Origin of the sequence: Streptococcus sp. WM07, from assembly GCF_004570525.1 — a bacterium.
In the GTDB taxonomy this organism is placed as follows: Bacteria; Bacillota; Bacilli; order Lactobacillales; family Streptococcaceae; genus Streptococcus.
Genome location: NZ_SPPZ01000044.1, coordinates 1 through 16,067, shown reverse-complemented (window position 1 = coordinate 16,067; position 16,067 = coordinate 1). Strand labels below are relative to the sequence as shown.

Annotated in this window: 11 protein-coding genes and 1 pseudogene; all 12 read right to left on the bottom strand. The window is 42.3% G+C overall.

The features are described 5' to 3' along the window. Window positions 1-126: 126 nt before the first annotated feature. Window positions 127-192 (bottom strand): annotated as a pseudogene (locus tag E4T71_RS06430) (acetyl-CoA carboxylase biotin carboxyl carrier protein); the annotation flags it as partial. Window positions 193-194: 2 nt separating this feature from the next. Then, window positions 195-1,427, bottom strand: coding sequence for a beta-ketoacyl-ACP synthase II (gene fabF / locus E4T71_RS06425; protein WP_135038226.1), 1,233 nt, complete (start codon window positions 1,425-1,427; stop codon window positions 195-197). 12 nt (window positions 1,428-1,439) lie between these two features. Beyond that, entirely contained in the window at window positions 1,440-2,174 is a 735-nt protein-coding gene (gene fabG / locus E4T71_RS06420; RefSeq protein WP_135038229.1) for a 3-oxoacyl-[acyl-carrier-protein] reductase, read from the bottom strand. Then, window positions 2,174-3,103, bottom strand: a complete 930-nt coding sequence (gene fabD / locus E4T71_RS06415) for an ACP S-malonyltransferase (RefSeq protein ID WP_135038224.1) — start codon at window positions 3,101-3,103, stop codon at window positions 2,174-2,176. The genes fabG and fabD overlap by 1 nt, the downstream gene beginning before the upstream one ends. Before the next feature lie 11 nt (window positions 3,104-3,114). After that, on the bottom strand, window positions 3,115-4,071 hold the full coding sequence (fabK, locus tag E4T71_RS06410; RefSeq protein WP_135038222.1) for an enoyl-[acyl-carrier-protein] reductase FabK: 957 nt from the start codon (window positions 4,069-4,071) through the stop codon (window positions 3,115-3,117). A gap of 298 nt (window positions 4,072-4,369) precedes the next feature. Beyond that, window positions 4,370-4,594, bottom strand: a complete 225-nt coding sequence (locus tag E4T71_RS06405; protein WP_135038220.1) for an acyl carrier protein — start codon at window positions 4,592-4,594, stop codon at window positions 4,370-4,372. Between the two features lie 29 nt (window positions 4,595-4,623). After that, window positions 4,624-5,583, bottom strand: coding sequence for a beta-ketoacyl-ACP synthase III (locus tag E4T71_RS06400; protein ID WP_135038218.1), 960 nt, complete (start codon window positions 5,581-5,583; stop codon window positions 4,624-4,626). Beyond that, a complete protein-coding gene (locus E4T71_RS06395) occupies window positions 5,583-6,017 on the bottom strand; it encodes a MarR family winged helix-turn-helix transcriptional regulator (protein WP_135038216.1) in 435 nt (144 codons plus the stop codon). The genes E4T71_RS06400 and E4T71_RS06395 overlap by 1 nt, the downstream gene beginning before the upstream one ends. A gap of 107 nt (window positions 6,018-6,124) precedes the next feature. Then, complete coding sequence (locus tag E4T71_RS06390; RefSeq protein ID WP_135038214.1) at window positions 6,125-6,916, bottom strand: enoyl-CoA hydratase; 792 nt, start codon at window positions 6,914-6,916, stop codon at window positions 6,125-6,127. Between the two features lie 222 nt (window positions 6,917-7,138). Further along, window positions 7,139-8,071, bottom strand: coding sequence for a bifunctional biotin--[acetyl-CoA-carboxylase] ligase/biotin operon repressor BirA (birA, locus tag E4T71_RS06385; protein ID WP_167758482.1), 933 nt, complete (start codon window positions 8,069-8,071; stop codon window positions 7,139-7,141). A gap of 2 nt (window positions 8,072-8,073) precedes the next feature. After that, on the bottom strand, window positions 8,074-8,601 hold the full coding sequence (locus E4T71_RS06380; protein ID WP_135038210.1) for a biotin transporter BioY: 528 nt from the start codon (window positions 8,599-8,601) through the stop codon (window positions 8,074-8,076). Between the two features lie 409 nt (window positions 8,602-9,010). Then, window positions 9,011-14,953 (bottom strand): G5 domain-containing protein, encoded by a 5,943-nt coding sequence (locus E4T71_RS06375; RefSeq protein ID WP_135038208.1) that lies wholly within the window; start codon window positions 14,951-14,953, stop codon window positions 9,011-9,013. Window positions 14,954-16,067 lie beyond the last annotated feature (1,114 nt).

Genomic DNA, 16,067 nt, shown 5'->3' with positions numbered 1-16,067 from the left:
CTAGAGGCTTATTTACCATGGGCTCCAAAAATCCAAGAGAATTGTAGATAAAGAAAACTCCAAGATTAAAAGCAATCTGCTTATAATCTTGGAGTTTTGTCAATATACTCTGTTATTGGGCGCTTACGAAAATTCACGGAGGCTGGAGCTATCAAATTGCGCCATCAAGTCCTTAATTTCATGGATATTCATACCTAGTCCTCCCAACGTTTAAAGGCCAAGACCGCATTATGCCCACCAAATCCAAATGTATTTGAAATCGCATAGTTCACTTCCGCTTCCACCCCGTGCCCATAAACAACATTTGCTTCAATGTCATCAGATAGTTCTCGCGTGCCAGCTGTCTTCGGAATAAACTGATGTCTCATCGTTTCAATGGTCGCAATAGCCTCAACAGCACCGGCTGCTCCCAACAAATGACCTGTGAAGGATTTAGTCGAAGACACCGGAACCTCTGTTCCAAGCACTGCTACAATCGCCTGACTCTCTCCCTTCTCATTAGCTGGTGTTGAGGTCCCATGAGCATTGACATAATCAACATCTGAGGGTTGAATATTGGCTTCACGAAGTGCAAGCTTAATAGCCTTGGCTGCTCCAGAACCATCTGGAGTTGGCGTGGTCATATGGTAGGCATCACAATTGGAACCATAGCCGACAATCTCTGCTAAAATGTTAGCATTCCGTTTTTGTGCATGTTCAAGGCTCTCAACCACAAGCACCCCTGCACCTTCACCCATAACAAAGCCATTCCGGTCTTTGTCAAATGGAATCGCTGAACGAGCTGGATCTTCTGTAGTCGACAAAGCTGTCAAGGCATTAAAGCCACCAATCCCAATTTGTGTAATCGAAGCTTCTGAACCACCGGCTAAAACCACATCCTGATGTCCATACTTGATTTCTCGAAAGGCTTCCCCAATCGCATCATTTGCAGAGGCACAGGCTGTTGTGACGGACTTACACACTCCTTGAGCACCAATTTTGAGCGCAATATTCCCAGCCCCCATATTTGACAAAGCTTTGGGAATAAACATGGGTTTAATTCGCCTCATCCCACGCTCACTCATCCGAATAATCTGTTCCTCAAGCTCCTGTAAGCCACCAATTCCTGAAGAGACAATAACTCCCGTACGATCACGATCCACCTGCTCCATGTCTAAACCGGCGTTTTCCAAAGCTTCCATCGCAGCGTAAATAGCATAGAGCGAATAGAGATCCATTCGATTGGTATCTTTTTTTACAAAATATTTATCAAAGGGAAAATCTTGAATCTCTCCAGCATTCCGTACCTCAATCTCTGAGATATCAAATTTTGTAATGGGCTTAATCCCAATTTTTCCCTCATAAAGACTAGTCCAAAACTCTTCTGGTGTATTTCCGATTGGAGAGGTCACACCATAACCTGTTACAACCACACGCTTATTTGTCATTTTCTACCTCTTCTATTGCATCGTCAAACCGCCATCAACCGCGAGCACCTGACCTGTCAGATACTCTTGTTGGGCAAGGAATACCGCTACATCTGCAACCTGCTCCGGCTGACCAAAGGCTTTCATGGGAATCTGTGCCATCATCGCAGTCTTCATCTTGTCTGATATTTTATCGGTCATGTCGGATTCGATAAATCCAGGGGCAATCACGTTTACCCGGACACCCCGGGCCGCAACTTCACGGGCTACAGATTTACTGAATCCAATCAAACCAGCTTTAGAAGCCGCATAATTAGCTTGACCGATATTCCCCATCAAACCTACCACGGAAGACAGGTTAATGATAGCACCTTGACGAGCCTTAATCATCGACTTCAAGACTGCTTTAGTCATATTAAAACAACCCGTTAAATTAACTTTCAAGACAGATTCAAAGTCTTCCTCCGTCATTTTCAAGGTCAATTTATCATTGGTGATTCCCGCATTATTGATAAGGATATCCACAGTTCCTAGAGCTTCTGTTGCTTCCGCTAGCATGCGCTCTGCATCCACAGCATTTGAGACGTCACCTGCGATCGCCACCACTTTGACACCATAATCTGAAAACTGGCCTAGTAAATCATCTGAAATTGCTGAACGACCATTTAACACAACATTGGCTCCTAAACTAGCAAATTTATGGGCAATAGCTAAACCAATACCGCGTGTCGAACCAGTTACAAAGACATTTTTCTTTTGAATTTCCATCATGATCCCTTCTTCTTGAGCAGTGCTTCAAAACTTTCCCTATCCTCAACCGATGTGGTAGGAAGGTTCTTGTCTATTTTTTTCAAAAAACCAGACAATACCTTACCAGGGCCGATTTCTATGACTTCATCAACACAAAAGTCTTTCATCACGGTGATTGAATCATAAAAACGAACCGGCTCCATAACTTGGCGAGCCAACAAACTTCGAATCTGATCGGATTCCATAATCTTGGCTTCTGTATTTCCAACTAATGGAATCTTAAAAGTTGAAAAGGAAGTTTGCTCCAAATCAATGGCTAACTGCTCAGAAGCTGGCTTCAAGAGAGCTGTATGAAAAGGACCTGAGACATTTAAAGGAATCAGACGCTTGACACCTCTTTCTTTCAACAAGCTAAGTGCCTCGTCAACAGCAGCTACTTCCCCACCAATCACAATCTGAGTTGGCGTATTGTAATTGGCTGGGCTAACAATCCCTATTTCAGAAGCCTTTTGACAAACTTCATCAATTAAGTCTCGCTCCGTATTTAGGACAGCTACCATTTTTCCACTACCAGCTGGAGCTGCACTTTCCATATAGGCTCCACGTTTGGCTACAAGAGCTACTGCATCTTCAAAAGCCAAAGCCCCACTAGCCACTAAGGCCGAATATTCTCCTAAGGATAGGCCAGCTACGATATCTGGCAACACCCCATATTCAGCTAATAATCGATAGATGGCCAGAGAGGTTACAAGAATAGCCGGTTGAGTATAACGCGTTTGATGCAACTTCACGTCATCTCCATCAATCAAGGACCGCAAATCATAACCTAAAATCTGACTAGCTCTATCAAAGGTCTCTTCAACAATGGGATAAGTGGCATACAAATCACTCGCCATCCCCAGTTTTTGAGACCCTTGACCGGCAAATAAAAATGCTTTTTTTGACATAGTCCCTTTCCTTATTCTCCCCAACGTCTCGCTTCTTCTAAAATAGCCTTGCGAGCACCCGTCACTAAATCCTCTACAATTTCTTGACAGGTCTCTTCTTTCTGGACCAGACCGGCAATTTGCCCCGCCATAACAGAACCATTCACAACATCACCGTCGACAACCGCATTCCTCAGAGCACCGGCACCAAGTTCTTCAACCTCATCTGCAGAGCGGGTTCCTGCTAAGAACTCTTTTTCCGCATGGGCATAAGCTGTCGTCAATTTATTTTTTAGCGAACGTACCGAATGGCCTACAACTGAAGCTGAGACAACCGTATCAATATCCTTCGCTTTCAAAACTTTTTCTTTATAATTCGGATGGGCATTGGATTCTTTTGCGACCACAAAACGTGTCCCAACCTGGATCGCTTCTGCTCCCAGCATGAAAGCTGCCGCAGCCCCATAACCATCCGCAATCCCTCCTGCAGCAATCACTGGAATCGAGACAGCATCCACAACTTGACGAACCAAGGTCATCGTAGTCAATTTTCCAATATGACCTCCTGCCTCCATACCTTCTGCAATCACAGCATCAGCCCCAAGTTTCTCCATCCGCTTGGCCAAAGCAACTGAAGGAATAACCGGGATTACCTTGATTCCAGCCTGGTGAAAACGCTCCATGTATTTTCCTGGATTTCCTGCACCAGTTGTAACCACCTTGACCCCTTCTTCAATAACCAGGTCCACAATAGCGTCCGCAAACGGAGACAAAAGCATAATATTCACACCAAAAGGTTTATCCGTAATGGCTTTAACCTTGTTAATATTTGCCTGAACAACCTCTTTAGGAGCATTCCCAGCACCAATAATACCAAGACCACCCGCATTTGATACTGCTCCCGCTAAATCTCCATCCGCAACCCAAGCCATTCCCCCTTGGAAAACTGGGTATGTGATTCCCAACAACTCTGTAATCTTTGTTTTCATTTTCCCTACCTTATAGATTTCTTCTTAAAAAATACTTTGATAATTAAAGTATTTTTTAAGAAGAAAGGTTGGATCTGATCCTCACCGAAAATCAAACGAAGATTTTCAATAAGGAACATTCGCAACCTCGATTCTTGTATACACACAACAGTTCGCAATCTGAACTGGAGATTAAGCCCAAAAATTGGATTAATCTTGTCACCTTTATCAATAAAAAATATCTACAAGCTCCAACGGACCTTGTTACTTTTAAAATTTCGGAAAGAGGATTCTCATATTCAGATTTTGAAGTCTAGTATTATTTTGTTTTTTCCTCAACGTAAGCCACTAAATCGCCAACATTATTTAAACCATCTTCGGTTTCAATTTGGATTTCAAAAGCATCTTCAATTTCTGAAATGACTTGGAAAACATCCAATGAATCTGCATCAAGCTCCTCAAATGTTGTTTCCATCGTCACTTCTTCTGCTTCTTTACCAAGTTCTTCAACGATAATTTCTTGTACTTTTTCAAACACTGCCATTATTTTTCTCCTTTTAAATAAATATCTAACTACAGTAACACAAGGATATTTCCCCAGGTTAATCCACCACCGAATCCTGAAAACAGAATTTTTTGGTGCCCCTTCATAGAAATCACTCCAGCACTCACACTTTCGGAAAGCAAAATGGGAATAGAGGCCGCCGAAGTATTCCCATACTGCTGCATGTTGGCCAAAAATTTCTCCCGTGGAACACCAATTTTTTTTGCCATCCTATCCAAAATACGGATATTAGCTTGATGCAAGAGGAGAAAATCAGGTTCTCCCATCTTCTCAATCATGTCTTTCACACTCTGAGAAACCGTCTTAATCGTAAAATCAAAGATTGCTCGTCCATCCATCTGCAAGTAGGGGTTAACTTCTTCCCCTTGATAGAAAGGATGATGCAGACGTGTCATTCCTGACTCCAAGCCAACTTTACTACCATCAGTGTAGAGTTTTTCAGCTAAAAAATGATTCGTCTCTGACTGTTCAATCAAAACGCCACCAGCACCATCACCAAAGAGCACCGCTGTCCGACGATCCGTCCAATCAAGTGCCTTGGAAAATACTTCAGCACCAATAACCAAACCTTTTTGAGAGGTCCCTGATTGAATAAACTTTTCAGCCGTTGCCAAAGCAAACACAAAACCGGAACAAGCAGCGGAGATATCAAAAGCAAAAGCATTGACAGCACCGATATTTGCTTGGACACGAGCTGCAGTTGATGGCATATTCGAATCAGGTGTAATGGTCGCCACTAAAACAAAGTCTAGCTCGTCGGCTGTATATCCTGATTTTGCCAGTAACTGATAGGCTACCTCACTCGCTAAGTCACTGGTCTGTTGCCCCATTGAAAGACGACGAGAGCGAATTCCTGTTCGATTCCTAATCCACTCATCCGAAGTATCCATAATGTTTGATAAATCATCATTGGTGACAATATTATCAGGAACATAATGAGCCACTTGGCTAATTCTTGCAAAAGCCATTATTTAAGCTCCTCTAAGAATTGATGTAGTTTTTTCAATCCCCGTTGCATGACCTCCAGTTCTGCTGGCTCCATACCATCCGTAATCCGGGTGACCATGGCACGGTGAAACCTTCTATGCAGTCTGTAAATCAGTCGTCCTTTCTTGGTTAGTCCTAGATGAACCACACGGCGGTCAATTGTGGACCGTGTTCTCACAATATATCCCTTTGCCTCAAGCTTATTAAGACTGGTGGTCACAGTTCCCAGAGTCACCATGAGTGTTTCTGCAATTTCACTTGGAGTTACATCTGGTTTTTTACCAATCTCATCAATGGTATGCATTTCCTTAATTGATAGATCCTTAAAGCGACTCGTTTTTAAACTATTCTCCTCAATAATTAAAACATTATTGAAAATATCAACCAAGTAATCATTGATTTGTTGATAATCCATGATGGGCCTCCTACAACTATTCTTTTTGTCAAAAATTTGATAATCAAACTATAACAAACAATGAATCATCTTGCAAGGTTTTATTATAAAATAATTTGATTATAAAACTATTTGTCCAAAAATTTTGGACGGCGTCGCTCTGAATGAGCTCTCACACCCTCCTTAAAATCTTCTGTAAAAGCCAATTCCTTTTGCAAGGATAGCTCTAGCTTAGCATAGTCTTCCCAAGCGGAACATTCACTTTCCCAGACCAAGGCCTTAATGGCTCGGTAGGTATTTTTAGAGCCTCTAGCTAACTTTTTCAAGAGTTGTTCGACTGCTTTCTCTAATTGCTCACTTTCGCAAACTTTATAGACAAATCCCCAATCTAAGGCTTTCTCTGCAGAAATAGCCTCACCTGTCATGGTAATTTGCGTTGCTCGATTCATTCCAATTGAACGGGTCAACAGAAACAAACCTCCTGCATCTGGAGCTAGACCAACTCCCACAAAAGCTTGAATAAACTTCGATTTTTCTGAGGCAATACAAAAATCCGAAGCTAAGACCATATTAAAGGCTGCACCAGCAACCGGACCATCTACAACCATAATGACTGGAATGCCTAATTTTCTTAAGACCAAGGAAATCTCGTTTACCTGTTCTGCTATACGAACCAGAGAATCGATCTCGTCCTTATCGACCGCTTCTTTCATTTGAACCAGATCACCACCAACAGAAAAAACCTTTCCAGCTGCCTGAATCACTAGGGCTCTTAAAGATTTATCTCTTGCGATATCCGCTAGGGCTTCTAAAATACTGTCACACATGGGGATATTAAATCCATTCCCCACCTCTGGCCGATTGAAAGTCAATCTTGCAATCCCATCCGTTTTTTCCATCAGAATTCCATAATAGACCATAAAAACCCTTTCTCTTTATTTTTAAATGGTTTGATTATCAAACCTTATTAGCTACTTTAACACAAGCTCATTAAATTCTCAAGAATTTTTTACAATTTTTTAATTTTAACCTATAAATTATTTGAAGTATAAAAGAATTAAAAAACAAGTACAGTCAGCCCATAAAACCCTATTTCCAAGCAAAAATACAGGTAGAACAGTTGGACATTCTACCTGTATTTTTTACCACTTAATAAGACTAATTTCTCCACTGGAAAGTTTTTGGAGCCCTGTACTCGTTTCAACAACTAACTCCCCCGTTTTTAAAACATCAACTGCTGTAGCAGTCCAGCTCTGCCCTTGCGATTGATAGCTAATTTCATGACCGAGGACTAGGGAATGTTTTTTGTAGAGTTCAAAAAGATCTTCGTGATTACTGGTAAAAAAGATTCGCCAAATTTCAGTAATCAAATCATTTCTAGTTATCGGGGGCTGACTAGTAAAAAGAGAGCTTGCTTTACTTTCTAATTCCTTTGGAAAATCTGAAATGAAAAAATTAATTCCGACTCCGATAATAATGTGAGCGACGGTTCCAGTCTCAACATCTGAGATGGCCTCTGTCAGAATACCCGCAATTTTTTTATTCCCAAGATATATATCATTCACCCATTTAATACTCGTATCTATTCCTGCCAGATTTTGAATCGCCTTCACAATACTCGCTGCAATCAAGAGGGTATAGCTGGGAAGTTGGCCAAAAGGAACCTGCGGTTCTAGGTGGAGACTCATGTAAATCCCGCCCTGTTCAGCAGCAAAAAAAGGGCGGGAGAATCGTCCGCGTGCTGCTGTTTGACTGGAAGCCAAATAGAGGGCAGGACTAGGATTTCCAGCCTCAATGCCTTGCTTAGCATCGACTTGTGTTGAGGCACTCGTTACATGATAATAAACAGCAAGGCCTGTCCGATTTGTAATAACTTCTGGTAATAAGATATCTCCAGCTAGCAAACGATAGCCCCTATTCTTCAGACTGTCAATCACAATCCCCTGCTTTTCCAGCTGTTTGATAGCTTTCCAAATCGCTGCGCGTGATAGTTGAAGTTGTTCTGCCAGTGCTTCTCCACTCATAAAATCTGTAGCAGTTAAGAGTTCTTGAAATATTTTTTCATAAGTTTTCATAATTATAGCTCCCCATTAGAAAGACGAAAGGCTATCAAACTTGCAACAAAAGCCTTTAAGAGATCTCCGGGAATGAAGGCCAGATTGGAAATCAGGGATTGACTAAGAGGCATATTCGTTACATGAGATAGCCAAATCGAACCTAGAAGATCCACAAAGATAACTCCAATCAGAATCGTAACCAAGAAAAGGATCGGAAAAATGACTCGCTCAATCCTTGAGAGAATCAGTCCCATGAATAAGGGAACCAAAGCCCAGGCCAAAAGATAGCCTGCAGTTGGACCAGCTAGTGCAGCAAAGGTCGTAGATTTTCCTGAAAAAACGGGAATCACCATACCAAGCAGAAAAAAAAGCAACATGGTAAAAGTCCCTTTTTTCGCTCCTAAAGTCGCTCCAACCAGCATAACCCCAAGATTTTGAAAAACGATTGGGACAGGAATAAATCCTAGTGGAATTGCCGGAAGCAAACCTAGTACAATCAGCAGACTAGTCATAAAGCCAATCTTAGTAATATCTCGTATTGTGAACATTCTGAGCTCCTTTAAAAACAGGTATAAACAACCTAAGAGAATCATCCGATTCATCATCGATTGTCTTGGTTCTGGTAAACCTATACCCCGCTACTTCTTTTGATACCCACTATAACGAAAACCAAAAAAACTGTCAACCTTTATTGATTAAGGGGTTTACTAAAAAATCAGCAAGCTCGATCATTTCCTGACCTGCCTAGAACTACATAGCCCTTGCTTGAAACATTCCTGAAACTCATAAAACAGGTTCTGTAAAGCAATTTGTAGACTATTATCAAAGAAGGTTAGCCCTGTATAAAACATAAAAAACCACAGGCAGATTGGCATTACTTGACGAAGAACAAGTACAATCTACCTATGGTTTTCAGTTATTGACTAGCTTTTACCTAGTCTCTTCAATCATTTATGATTATAAGGAATCTTCTTCCCGTTTTTTAGCGGCCAATCCAAGACCTGCTAATCCTGCCAAACCTCCAGCTAGAAGGAGACCTGCAGAATCGCTAGTACCTGTATTTGGAAGAACCTTAACCTCAGCTTCTTGAGGAGCTGCCTCAACAACTGGGGCTTCTGGTGGGCAAACTTCTGCCACCTTGGTACCCTTGCGGACAAGACGAGTCACTGCCGCAACCGTTTCAACTGTCTCATGAGCTGTAACTTCACCTGTCTCAGGATCAAGAGTATAAGTAATCCGCTTGATTTCTTTACCGGCTACACCCTCAACTTCAACACAGATTTGACCCAATGGAAGTGTCGGATCTTCGACTACTTTCTCCTCAAATGGAATCTCAACAACTGTCTCAACTGGTTTTAGACCAACGCGAATCAACTGATCAACTGCTTCTTTCAAAACAGATCCATCTGGATGGCGGACTCCCTCTTGACCTTCTTGGTCTACAAGACGCTTACCAGCTTCCAGAGTCACATCACCTTTATAGATGACCTTAAAGGCGATTGGGCTAGTTTGACCAACACCACGTTTCACCACACGGTTCACTGCCTCGACCCGTTCAACTAGTGGCTCTTGGGCAGTCACTTGACCTGTTTGAATATTCAAGACATACCGAATTGTCCGTGTCTCTTTACCAACACGACCCTCAACAAGCACAACTTCTTTATCTGTTGGCAACATCTTCGGATCTTCTTGGTAAACAGTCTCAAAGCCTAACTCAGTTTCAACCACCAATGGCTTCACGCCAACTCGAACAAGCTGAGTAACTGGTTGAGTAGTTCGCTCTACTGTTTCTGGTTGAGCGACAGCCTGACCAGTTGCTGTATCCAAGATATACATCGTTGTATAGGTATCAAGACCTAATTGACCTGTCTGTGCCACCGACTGCTTGCCAGCTTCCATCTCAAGGTCTTCTTGATAAACCGTTGCGAAGGCTACATCTGCTGTTCTTGTAGAAGGTTGTACACCAACTTCAATCACTTCCGCCAAGGCTTTCATCGTCAAGGATTCGGTTTCTGGCTGAGCGGTAACTTCACCTGTCGCTGAATCCAAGACATACAAGACTGTATAAGTCTTCTGACCAGTCTGACCTTCAACCAAGGTACGACGGCTATTCGCTACCATATCCTTAGCTTCTAGGTAACGAGTTGAGTAAGCTACAGTTTCAGTCCGTTGACTTGGACGAGTTCCCACAGCTACAATCTGAGCGACCACTTCCTTGATGATGCTGCCGTTTGGATGGCGAAGACCAGCTTGGCCGGCAATCCGAACACTCTTCTCACCTGCTGCTAGACTAGCGTCTGCTACATAGTGGGTTGCAAATGGAAGTGTTGTCGTTTGACCAACACCACGCTTAATGACACGGTCAACCGCTGCTGTTTCTACAACAACTGGTGCCAAGGCTTTCACCTTACCAGTGGCAAGATCCAAGCTATAAGCCGTTGTGCTGACACGTTGACCAGCTTGACCGGCTTGCACCACAACTTCTGGATCAGTCGCTAACATGCTAGCATCTTCTTGATAAACTGTTTGATTCTTCAGAACCTCTGTCACCACCAGTGGTTTCGTACCCACTTGAATCATAGCTGGAAGCATTTCTCGTGTCACGCTACCATTTGGATGACGAAGACCAGCTTGACCAGCTACTAGAACTTGCTGCTGACCTGCTTCCAACTCTGTTGTTGCCAAGTAAACTGTCGTAAATGGAATTTCTGTGTTTTGACCAACACCACGCTTAATCACTTGATCACGGGCTGCTGTGACTTCCACTACTGGGGTTTGAGCTGTCACCAAACCTGTTTTCTCATCGAGAACATAGGTGGTCGTTGTACTTCTCTGACCTGCTTGTCCAGCTTGAACCAAGACTTCTGAATCAGTCGCTAACATGCTGGCATCTTCTTGGTAAACCGTTTGGTATGGAAGTGCTTCTACAACTACTAGCGGTTTCACACCGACTTGAACCAACTCAGCAACTGCTTCTTTCAAGACACTACCATTTGGATGGCGAAGACCAGCCTGACCAGCTACTAGAACTTGCTTCTGACCTGCTTCTAGCTCTGCTGTTGCCAAGTAAACTGTCGTAAATGGAATAGCAGTCTCTTGACCAACACCACGCTTAATCACTTGATCACGGGCTGCCACTTCTTCAACTACTGGGGGCTGAGCTGTCACCAAACCTGTTTTCTCATCGAGAACATAGGTTGTTGTTGTACGTCTTTGACCAGCTTGTCCAGCTTGAACCAAAACTTCACCATCTGTCGCCTTCATCTGGCTATCCTCTTGGTAAACCGTTTGGTATGGAAGTGTTTCTACAACTACAAGAGGTTTCACACCCACCTGAATCAATTCAGCCACCGCTTCTTTGGTAATGCTACCGTTTGGATGGCGAACGCCCTCAACTCCAGCTGATACAACTTGCTTCTGACCAGCATCTAGACTAGTTGTAGCCAAGTAAACTGTCTTAAATGGCAAGCTACTGTCTTGACCTGTACCACGGCGAATCACTCGACTCACTGCTGAAACAAGAACTTCTGTTGGGGTATTGTCACTGATTTGACCAGTCTTGCTATCCAAGCTATAGGTTGTTGTAACCGTCTTCTGACCGTCTTTACCTTCTGTGACAACCACTTCTGGGTCTGTTTCCTTCATGCTGGCATCATCTTGATAAACCGTTTCAAAAGCAATAGTAGTCACTTCAACTTTTGGTTTCACACCCACTTGGATAACCTGGTTCACAGGAAGCAAGGTCACTTGACCATTTGGATGACGGATACCTTCAACCCCAGCAGTCACTACCTGTTGTTTACCAGCTTCTAAATCTGAACTTGCCAAATAGAGAGTCTCAAAGGCAATCTTGCTTTCTTGACCTGTACCACGGCGAATAACCCGATTCACTGCTGCTACAACTTCTTCAGTTGGGGCATTTGGAGTCACAGCTCCTATCTTTTCATCCAAACTATAAGTTATTGTAACGGTCTTTTGACCCGCTTTACCTTCTGTGACAACCACTTCTGGATCTGTCGCCTTCATATTTGGATCTTCTTCATAAGTCGTCTCAAAGGCAATAGTAGTCACTTCAACTTTTGGCTTAGTTCCAACTTGAACGACTTTTGTAACAGGTTCTTGAGAAACTGTACCATTCGGCTGACGGACACCTTCCACACCTTCTGTCACAACTTCTTGTTGGCCAGCTTCCAAATTCTCATTGGCTACATAAGTGGTTTCAAAGGCAATCTTACTTTCTTGGCCGACACCACGACGAACAACTCGGTTCACTGCTGCTACAACTTCTTCAGTTGGGGCATTTGGAGTTACAGACCCTGTCTTTTCATCCAAGCTATAAGTTGTTGTAACAGTCTTTTGACCCTCTTTTCCTTCTGTGACAACCACTTCTGGATCTGTCGCCTTCATATTTGGATCTTCTTCATAAGTCGTCTCAAAGGCAATAGTAGTCACTTCAACTTTAGGTTTGACCCCTACCTCTACTTGTCGATTCACTGGATCCACTTTCTCCAGACTTGATTTGACATCGTATGGGGTAGACGCATTCGCTACTTCTTGACCATCTGAGCTGATTGTAGCAGTGACAGTACCAGGTGTCGTAGCAACTCCTTCAACAGTATAGTCAATCGTCAATTTATCCGAATTTGAAGGCGTATACTCACTCTTAACTTTTCCTCCATCAATCGGTAATGAAATTTTCTCATCTCCTACAACTAGGCTCGCTGATTTAACCTGTAATTGACCTGAAGGATCACCTATAGAAATAAGCATTGGCTTATAAGTGATGACAGTTTGTCTTTCTGTCTTAGGTTGCACACTCAACAAACCTTCTATATTATCAATCTTATAAGTAAATCCTGCTTCTTTTAGCGAAGCTTCTGCATGCCGATAACGTCTATTCGCCCAAGCATCTCTCTCTCGACTATTAACAGAAATCGTCCGAGATCCAACTGAATTTAAAAGTGCTTTAAGGGATGTATTTTTATTTAAAACACTACTATTGGTTGTATAAAGATCGGTTTCAAGACGTAAGTCCGCACCAGCAATCTCTTCTGGACTCAAGCCATAACGGGTAGGAATATCTTTTGCTGAAATATCCCCTACAGATTCCAGTGCCTTGATACTAGCATCCGTACCTTTAACAGAAAAACTAGCTTTCGCATTCTCAAACGTTTCTGGAATACGACCTGCCCTAATCCACAATAGTTTATCACCATCTTTGAGATTGTCCCATAGTGGAGACAACTTATTGACATCATCCAAAAGCATACCTGGAGAATTTTCAACCAAGACAATAATAACCTGTGGCTTGCTAATCACTTCTACATTCTCTTTTGAATTAGGAGTAATCTCTATACGACCATTCCCTGTCTGAGCATGGAACGTATTTTTTTCACTACCCTCTACTCCTTCTTGAAGAATATTTTGTGTTCCAACTTCTAACTTATCATTAGCAATATATACTGTTTTGAAAGGAATCGAGCGTACTTCTCCACTCCCACGGCGAATCACACGATCCACTGCTGCTACAACAACTTCCTCAGTTGGTGTATTCGGAGTGACGGTTCCTGTCTTCTCATCTAAGCGATACGTTGTAGTCGTTGTCTTTTGACCCGCTTTTCCTTCCGTGACAACCACTTCTGGATCAGTTGGCTTCATGCTTGGATCATCTTGATAAACTGTCTTAAACTCGATTGTTTCTGTTACAACAGTTGGCTTCGTACCAACTTTAACAATCTTCGCAACCGGTTCTTTGGTAACGACTGGCTCACCCTTGGTTTCAGCAATCTCTGTACCTTCTTTTTTGTAGGTAGTCGTGACTGTCTGCTCACCGTCTACACCCTCACGCTCTGTCGCTTGAGTATTAACCTCTAGGCTTTCATCTGCCTTGTATTCTGTTGTAAACGGAATTGCAGAAGTTTCAACCTTAGGCTCCGGTACCTTAGGTCCCTCAATTTCCTCAATCGTTTCTAAGAATGTTTTATAATCGAGTTTTACAGAACCAGTAGTTGTATTCCGAACAATGGCTTCCCCAGATAACGGATCGAAGAATTGCTTGTACGTTCCTGTATTAGCTGTACCAATTACTGGGCTAATATTACTATACTGAATTGAACGTGTCACCGCTTGAGCAATAAATTCCACTCTATTTTTCTGACCGATACGGACTTTCTGACTTGGAGACCAATAAAATTCGAAACCTCTATCGGTCTTGTAAAACGGAACACTCTGTCCATTCACCTTAAGACTATTTTGCAATATTTTAAAGTTGGCTGCGTGACTAATAGAAAATACAAAGGGAACCTCACTAGTCCGTCCCGCTGCAATCGTTGGCGTATAATCAAACTCAAAACGGATATTATCCGTTGTCGGCGTGTGGGCACTCTTTACCACATAACCCTTAAAGTCCGAAATCGTTCCACCCGGTTTGTCGGAGAAACTCTGACTCTGACTATATACCTGAACTTCGCCTGGCTGTGCTGCCCGTAAAACTGCAGAACGAAAAGCCGAAGTCCCTGCTGGCTGCTCCTTGTCAGTCGGTACTTCAACACTCTCTGCATTTACAGATGTGGAATCCGCCTCTACTGGTGCAGGTTTTTTCGCAGAATCTTCTGTAGTTTCAACAGTAGAAGCCTCAGGAACAGGTGTCGCTTCTACTTCTAAAACCCTAGGAGTTGCTGGTAATACAGGCTCTGCCACATATACAGATGCCTCTTGAGGGGCCGTCGATTCTGCAGAGGCTGATGCTGGTGTAGAATCTGTGTCTACTGGTGCAGCACTATCTGCTTGAACATTTTGCCCTGCAAAAAGAAAAGTCCCTAATAGTACAGATGCTGTACCATAAGAGTACTTCCGAAGCGAGAAGCGCTGAACCTGACGATTAAACGTATATTTCTTCATAATGCGTAATATACTCTCCTTCTATCCATTGATTGGTGATGCAATATAAGATTGGAGCCTAAGCTGGCAATTCTATAGTCTCTTCAATAGTACCATTTACTCTATATTCTGTAAAGTATTTCTTTTTAGGCATATATATATATAATTTATCTAGACGAGCAACCAACATTCCAAACCATAAGGAATTCCTAAGGAACCATCTCCATACTACATAAAAAGCAGTCAGAATCTAGACTAAGTCAAGAACTCTGATTGCCTCTCTACCACTCAAGTATTACCGTTAGCATTTCCAAGGCTCCGCTTGATGGCGCCTTTTCGAGCTAAGTTCCAATAAGTAAAATAACTAAGCAACAAATTAAGCAGTTGAAAAAGAATAAAAAATCTGCAGGAGTGAGAAGAAGCTAATCCGAATCAAAATATCAATTGTGAGATAATTGATCTAGGTAAATAAGCCTTCCCCACAACGAAATTCAGAAATCACATGAATTAAAAAAGCAGGGCAGGAGACTAGAGAAATAGAATACTACCAATATCCTCTTATCAATCCCAAGCTAATAACCCTTTTCAACCTTTATTCTTCCCCTTCTTAGATCATATGCAATTAATCCTCCAACTACTGGCCGTTTTAACACCAACTGAAAAAATTTCAAGGTTTAAAATATTAATTTGAACACGTCTACTAAAGATATAATTTCTCACCCAAAAATCCAATCAACAATAATTGATGATAGTAGGGACAGAAGGGGGATCACCCCAGCAATAACTAGTTTACGCTCTTTTTTCTTCATTCCATATAATATTATCAGCAAGCTGGGCAAGAATAGTATTAAGAAAAGCAGATTTTTATAGCCCACCTATAATCACCTTTCCTCCACCCACAACACAGCCAACTCCAGCTGCAAGACCTCCTGAAAATGCGCCACCAATGATTGCACCTCCAACACAGTATCCCAGAACAGAGCCCCAGTTAATATCACCTCCCTTTACCCCAAATTATTCATACCTCAGAAGAATCTGTGTAAATGCCTAAAAAATCATCAGAAACAACCAATAATCAACTGGAATTTCTGATGATTTTTATTATTCACCAAATTGTTCTAGGGATAAAAATGTA

Bases quoted from the DNA above. Each gene is read 5' to 3' on its own strand.
- fabF (WP_135038226.1), bottom strand. From the start codon at position 1,427: ATGACAAATAAGCGTGTGGTTGTAACAGGTTATGGTGTGACCTCTCCA.
- fabG (WP_135038229.1), bottom strand. From the start codon at position 2,174: ATGGAAATTCAAAAGAAAAATGTCTTTGTAACTGGTTCGACACGCGGT.
- fabD (WP_135038224.1), bottom strand. From the start codon at position 3,103: ATGTCAAAAAAAGCATTTTTATTTGCCGGTCAAGGGTCTCAAAAACTG.
- fabK (WP_135038222.1), bottom strand. From the start codon at position 4,071: ATGAAAACAAAGATTACAGAGTTGTTGGGAATCACATACCCAGTTTTC.
- E4T71_RS06405 (WP_135038220.1), bottom strand. From the start codon at position 4,594: ATGGCAGTGTTTGAAAAAGTACAAGAAATTATCGTTGAAGAACTTGGT.
- E4T71_RS06400 (WP_135038218.1), bottom strand. From the start codon at position 5,583: ATGGCTTTTGCAAGAATTAGCCAAGTGGCTCATTATGTTCCTGATAAT.
- E4T71_RS06395 (WP_135038216.1), bottom strand. From the start codon at position 6,017: ATGGATTATCAACAAATCAATGATTACTTGGTTGATATTTTCAATAAT.
- E4T71_RS06390 (WP_135038214.1), bottom strand. From the start codon at position 6,916: ATGGTCTATTATGGAATTCTGATGGAAAAAACGGATGGGATTGCAAGA.
- birA (WP_167758482.1), bottom strand. From the start codon at position 8,071: ATGAAAACTTATGAAAAAATATTTCAAGAACTCTTAACTGCTACAGAT.
- E4T71_RS06380 (WP_135038210.1), bottom strand. From the start codon at position 8,601: ATGTTCACAATACGAGATATTACTAAGATTGGCTTTATGACTAGTCTG.
- E4T71_RS06375 (WP_135038208.1), bottom strand. From the start codon at position 14,953: ATGAAGAAATATACGTTTAATCGTCAGGTTCAGCGCTTCTCGCTTCGG.